This is a genomic window from uncultured Christiangramia sp. (assembly GCF_913046405.1).
In the GTDB taxonomy this organism is placed as follows: Bacteria; Bacteroidota; Bacteroidia; order Flavobacteriales; family Flavobacteriaceae; genus Christiangramia; species Christiangramia marina.
In genome coordinates, this window is sequence record NZ_CAJWRQ010000137.1 from 1 (window position 1) to 5,880 (window position 5,880).

7 protein-coding genes are annotated in these 5,880 nt (G+C 39.9%); 1 reads left to right on the forward strand and 6 read right to left on the reverse strand.

All coding sequences use genetic code 11. From position 1 onward, the window contains the following. From QZ620_RS13185 to QZ620_RS13205, 5 genes are all read right to left on the reverse strand, one after another. Positions 1–739: exonuclease domain-containing protein (locus tag QZ620_RS13185; RefSeq protein WP_295182491.1), on the reverse strand; the 739-nt coding region annotated here is incomplete at its 3' end. 18 nt (positions 740–757) lie between these two features. After that, a complete protein-coding gene (locus QZ620_RS13190; RefSeq protein ID WP_295182494.1) occupies positions 758–1,417 on the reverse strand; it encodes a YggS family pyridoxal phosphate-dependent enzyme in 660 nt (219 codons plus the stop codon). Positions 1,418–1,480: 63 nt separating this feature from the next. Beyond that, a complete protein-coding gene (locus QZ620_RS13195) occupies positions 1,481–2,716 on the reverse strand; it encodes a DUF1015 domain-containing protein (RefSeq protein WP_295182496.1) in 1,236 nt (411 codons plus the stop codon). A 75-nt stretch (positions 2,717–2,791) separates the two neighbouring features. Beyond that, positions 2,792–3,682 carry a 3-hydroxyacyl-CoA dehydrogenase family protein gene (locus tag QZ620_RS13200; protein ID WP_295182498.1) on the reverse strand — a complete coding sequence of 297 codons (891 nt, stop codon included), beginning with the start codon at positions 3,680–3,682 and terminating at the stop codon, positions 2,792–2,794. Between the two features lie 65 nt (positions 3,683–3,747). Further along, complete coding sequence (locus QZ620_RS13205) at positions 3,748–4,713, reverse strand: Gfo/Idh/MocA family oxidoreductase (protein WP_295182502.1); 966 nt, start codon at positions 4,711–4,713, stop codon at positions 3,748–3,750. Positions 4,714–4,849: 136 nt separating this feature from the next. Here QZ620_RS13205 and QZ620_RS13210 point away from each other — a divergent pair, with 136 nt between their 5' ends. Beyond that, positions 4,850–5,491 carry a protein-L-isoaspartate(D-aspartate) O-methyltransferase gene (locus QZ620_RS13210; protein ID WP_295182500.1) on the forward strand — a complete coding sequence of 214 codons (642 nt, stop codon included), beginning with the start codon at positions 4,850–4,852 and terminating at the stop codon, positions 5,489–5,491. 78 nt (positions 5,492–5,569) lie between these two features. On the opposite strand, the gene QZ620_RS13215 is transcribed toward QZ620_RS13210, so the two are convergent. After that, positions 5,570–5,880: M28 family peptidase (locus QZ620_RS13215; protein WP_295182501.1), on the reverse strand; the 311-nt coding region annotated here is incomplete at its 5' end.

The window sequence follows — 5,880 nt, forward strand, 5'->3', positions numbered from 1 at the left end:
GTTCAAAGGATACTGAAGCTACCTTTTTCTGCATTTCCCGCGACTTTGGATTGTCGTTGGTGAAATGCTGATTTACTCTTTTTCTGATATTTCTAGACTTCCCAACGTAAATGATATCTCCATTCTCATCATGGAAATAATAAACACCGGTTTCTGAAGGAAGTTCTTCCAGGATAAAGCCCAGCTTTGTATCGAGGTTCTTTTTAGGTTCTTTTCGAACATGCTCCTTCATAATGTCTTTTTCAACATCTTTCGCAAGTAGCATCTTAAATAATTTTATAGTCGCCTGTGCATCGCCTGAAGCTCTGTGACGATCACTCAAAGGAATCCCCAGCGATCTTACCAGCTTACCTAGGCTATAAGAAGGCTGACCGGGAATTAATTTTTGAGAAAGCTCCACGGTGCAAAGACTTTTGCGTTCGTATTCGAAACCGAGTCTTCTAAATTCAGTTCTTAAAATTCGGTAGTCAAATTTGGCATTATGCGCGACCAGGATACAGTCCTTGGTAATTTCTACGATTCGTTTAGCTACTTCATAAAACTTAGGAGCATTCCGAAGCATATCATTATTGATCCCGGTTAGATTAACCACGAACGGCTGAATAGGCTGTTCTGGATTTACCAGGCTAATGAATTGATCCACGACCTTAAGGCCATCGAACTTATAAATTGCTATTTCGGTGATGCCTTCCTCGTTGTATTTCCCACCGGTGGTTTCTATGTCTAGTATAGCGTACAAATACTCTCTCCTCTAGTTTTAATTATAGTTGCGTTCACCAAAGATGCTGCTGCCAATTCTCACCATAGTCGAACCACATTCCACGGCAATTTTGTAATCACCACTCATGCCCATAGAGATCTCTTTGAGTTCAGGGAAATCCTGGCTGAAATCATCGAAAGCGGACTTTAAACGATCAAATTCCTGGCGGACCTGTTGCTCATCTTCAGTGAATGTTGCCATTCCCATCAATCCTATGATATTTACATGTTTCATTTCAGCATAAGCTTCAGATTCCAGAATCTCACGAGCTTCCTGCCTGCTTATCCCGAATTTTGAATCCTCCTCAGCGATCTTTATCTGTAATAAACAATCGATGGAACGTTTATTCTGTTTCGCGCGTTTGTTGATCTCCTTCAATAATTTGAGGCTATCCACCGCGTGAATTAAATCCACATAGGGTGCCATGTACTTCACTTTATTGCGCTGTACGTGACCAACCATATGCCATTCAATATCTTTGGGAAGTTCTTCCCACTTATCGGTCATCTCCTGGATCTTGTTCTCTCCAAAAATTCTTTGACCAGCTTCGTAAGCTTCCATAAGATCCTCGTTAGGCTTGGTCTTTGAAATAGCGACCAGCTTCACATCTTCAGGAAGTTCACTTCTGTATTTTTTTATATTTTCTGAAACACTCATCCTTTATAACTTTAATTAAAGATATAAAATCCCTGGTAGGGCAGGTTGGTTATTGCGCTGAAGTCAAAATTCATAAATGGTAAGACCACTTCGCAATTTCGGCTCAATATAAGTACTTTTTGGCGGCATGGTCAAATTTTCATCGGCAATTTGCTTGATTTCTTCGATACCTGCAGGTAACATTCCAAATCCGACTTCAAATTCCCCGCTATCTACCCTTGTTTTTAATTCTATTAGATCGTTACGACCGTGAATATACGCAATACGTTTGTCGTAACGAAGATCCTCAATCCCCAGTATAGGCTTCAGAATCTTCTCATACAAAATATAGGAATCCAACTCACTCAAGGAGTCTGTAAACTCGGCGTTATGCTTCCGAAGATATAATGAATAGAACTCGCCATCCAGATACATATTAAAATGATGTTTTTTGGAAGGTTTGTAAATATCGATCCCGCGATTTTCTATTCTGAACCATTCATCCAGCAGGATTAGGAATTCTTCTTTTGAATGTCCGTTCAGGTCTTTTATGAGTCGGCTGAATTCGAAAATTCGAAGGTTGCTTTCAGAGATGAGGTAGCTCATAAAGAAATTATAGGCTTCTTTTCCTGTATGATCAGGGTTTTGATCCCTGCTTTCCTTCGCCAGTAACCAGGAGGATGCACTACGATGATGACCATCTGCGATATATAATTGTTCGATCGCAGCGAATTGTTGCCTGATCCTCTCGATGTTCTCTGGCTCGTCGATAAGCCATAGCGAATGTATTTCTTTATTCGCCGTGGCAAATTCATATTCAGGTCTTGATCTCATTCTTTCTTCCAGCAACTCATTGATCACGGGATCATCTGGATAGGTAAGCAGTACCGGTTCTGTATTAAAGCCAACGACCTTCAGATATTCCTTAAATAATTCTTCCCTGTGCGCGATGGTATCTTCATGCCGTTTGATGACATTGTTTTCGTAATCTTCAACACTCGCCGCTGCAATGATTCCGCAGCAATCGCCATCACGGGTGTGGATTTTATAAATATAATAGGAGGGAAGTTCATCCTGTATAAAAGTACAGTCTTCGCGAAACTCGAGGTAACGGTTCTTGACCATTCCAAATCGCTTTTCACCGCCAATCTCATGCTGAAATTTATACCCGGGATTTATGATATGTAGAAATGAATAAGGATTGAATTCCAGCTGAGCCTTTAATTCCTCTTCATTATAGTCCTCATAAGAACGGGATGCGACAAGCCCGACAAATTCTCTTGCCGGGCGAACCGCTTTAAAAGGTAGTATTTTTGTCAATTTTTAAATGCTATTTCCAGACTGTAAAAACTTCAGAATAACCTGAAATTAAGCCCTAATACTATTTCAGCAGTTCTAGCTGCTAAATTGTTCTGAAACTTTTTCTGCCTTTCTGCTTTCAGAATAATCATAGAAACCTTCACCAGATTTTACTCCAATCTTTCCAGCACGAACCATGTTAGTAAGTAGTGGGCAAGGTGCGTATTTAGGATTTTTAAAGCCATCATACATTACTTCCAGAATGGAGTGGCAAACATCAAGACCAATAAAATCTGCCAGTTGCAGTGGTCCCATAGGATGTGCCATTCCAAGTTTCATTACAGTGTCGATCTCGTAAACTCCGGCGACTCCATTGTAAAGAGTTTCAATCGCCTCGTTGATCATCGGCATTAGGATTCTATTTGCCACAAATCCTGGATAATCATTTACTTCTACCGGCACTTTATTCAGTTTCTTAGAAAGCTCCATGATGGTAATGGTGATTTCATCGCTGGTATTGTAACCGCGAATGATCTCTACCAGCTTCATAATAGGTACAGGATTCATAAAATGCATTCCAATCACTCTTTCTGGATTAGAAACTGCAGCGGCGATCTGGGTGATCGAAATAGAACTGGTGTTTGTTGCCAGGATAGTGCTGGCTTCAGTATTTGCGTCAAGATCCTTAAAGATCTTCAGTTTAAGGTCTGTATTTTCTGTGGCAGCTTCTACAACAAGGTCTACACCTTTAACTCCTTCAGCAATGCTGGTAAAAGTGCTAACGTTGGATAAGGTATCATTTTTGTCATCTTCAGTGATCTTTTCTTTGGACACCATGCGATCAAGGTTTTTTGAAATAGTATCCATTCCTCGTTTCAGGCTATCTTCAGAAATATCGATCAAATGTACTTTATATCCGCTTTGGGCAAAGGTATGTGCGATCCCATTTCCCATTGTTCCGGCTCCTATTACGGCAATATTTTTCATAGAAATATAGATTTTAAGTGTTCCGGTTTATTTCACTTCGGAAACATCCTGAACTGTATTTTAGTTTAAATATTAAAATTGGCGATCACCTGGTTGGCAACTTTAAGGGCATTTGCCGCCTGTTGCATGGTCACCACCGGTTCGGTATCATTCTGGATTGATTCAGCGAAACTTTCCAGTTCTTCAAGAATGGCGTTGTTGGCTGAAACATCTGGATTATCAAAATAGATCTGCTTTTTCACTCCTTCAGCATTCTGAAGGATCATCGCAAAATCATCTGGATCCTTTGGAGCATCCTTCATTTTTACAACCTCGCATTTTTTCTCTAAAAAATCTACTGAAATATATGCATCACGCTGGAAGAATCTCGATTTTCTCATATTCTTCATGGAGATCCTGCTCGCGGTAAGATTTGCCACACAACCATTTGCAAATTCTATACGCGCATTCGCGATATCTGGAGTGTCGCTGATTACTGAAACTCCGCTGGCATTGATCTTTACCACTTCAGATTTTACTACGCTCATCACCGCATCGATATCGTGAATCATAAGGTCTAGCACCACCGGTACATCTGTCCCACGCGGATTAAATTCAGCTAAACGATGTGCTTCAATGAACATTGGGTTTTCAATGCGATCTTTAACCGCCTGAAATGCTGGATTGAATCTTTCTACGTGACCAACCTGCCCTTTTACTCCATGCTCTTCAGCAAGTTTGATTAGTTCTTCTGCTTCCTCGAAGGTATTGGTAATGGGTTTTTCGATAAATAAATGTTTACCGGCAGTAATCACTTTTTTTGCAACATCAAAATGCGCGAGGGTAGGAGTAACCACATCGATTACATCTGCATCTGCAATAAGTTCATCCAGATTCTCATACATTTTGTAGCCAAATTCTTCTGAAATTTTTTTTGCATTTTCAGCATTCGCATCATAAAACCCGATGAGATCATATTTATCAGACTGCTGTAATAATTTAAGATGAATTTTCCCAAGATGACCTGCACCCAGAACTCCTGCTTTCAGCATATATTTTGCATTTTTCACAAAAATAGCATTTTGATATTAAATACTTTACAATTACAGGCCAAATTGGGAGTGCAAATTACTTGGGAATAGTCGGCTTCTTTGCCTAATTTTATACCCGCAACAAAGCAAACCGGACTTGAAAGATACTTACAGACATCAGGGAAAAAGACAGCAATTAGTAAGAACGGTGGAGAAAAAAGGAATCACCGATAAGAAAGTGCTGGCTGCCATTGGAAAGATCCCACGACACCTGTTCATGGATAGCAGTTTTGAAGATCATGCATACCAGGACAAGGCATTCCCCATTGCGGCAGATCAAACTATTTCACAACCTTATACGGTAGCATTTCAATCTGAACTTCTGGAGTTAAAACCCGGAGAAAAGGTGCTGGAAGTTGGAACTGGAAGTGGTTATCAAACGGCAGTACTTTGCTTGCTTGGCGCCAAAGTCTATAGTATTGAAAGACAAAGGGAATTATATAAAAAGACCAAAACCTTTTTGTCGAAAATCGGTTACAGACCCAAATATTTGAGTTTTGGGGATGGTTATAAAGGAATTCCTGAATATGCACCTTATGACAAGATCATTGTTACTGCCGGTGCGCCAGAAGTTCCAATGGATCTGCTGAGCCAGTTAAAGGTTGGGGGACGCCTGGTCATCCCGGTAGGAACAGACGTGCAGATCATGACATTGTTTATTCGGAAATCCCCAAAAGAATTTGATAAAACTGAATATGGGAACTTCAGATTTGTTCCATTGCTTCAGAATAAAAATTAGATAACATTTCGAAAGTTGAGATCAAAGCATTAAAAAAGCTCCTTCACAGGAGCTTTTTAGTTTTATGGTATTCAGAAATTATTCTGAATCTTTTTCGATCGGTTTATCAACCACAAGTCTTTCATCACGGTTAGCGATCTCCCAGGCAGTAAGAAATACTAATTGCGCACGTTTAGCCAACAGGTCATATTCGATCTTATCTGGAGTATCGGTCATTTTGTGATAATCGGCATGAGTTCCATTAAAGTAAAAAATGATCGGAATGTTGTTTTTCGCGAAGTTATAGTGGTCACTTCGGTAATAAAATCTGTTTGGATCATTCTCGTCGTTATACTTATAGTCAAGATCCATATTCACAAATTTAGTGTTTACGTTCTCACTTAATTCAT

Coding starts and splice junctions, on each gene's coding strand:
- QZ620_RS13205 (WP_295182502.1), bottom strand. CDS start 4,713: ATGCTGAAAGCAGGAGTTCTGGGTGCAGGTCATCTTGGGAAAATTCAT.
- QZ620_RS13190 (WP_295182494.1), bottom strand. CDS start 1,417: ATGAGTGTTTCAGAAAATATAAAAAAATACAGAAGTGAACTTCCTGAA.
- QZ620_RS13200 (WP_295182498.1), bottom strand. CDS start 3,682: ATGAAAAATATTGCCGTAATAGGAGCCGGAACAATGGGAAATGGGATC.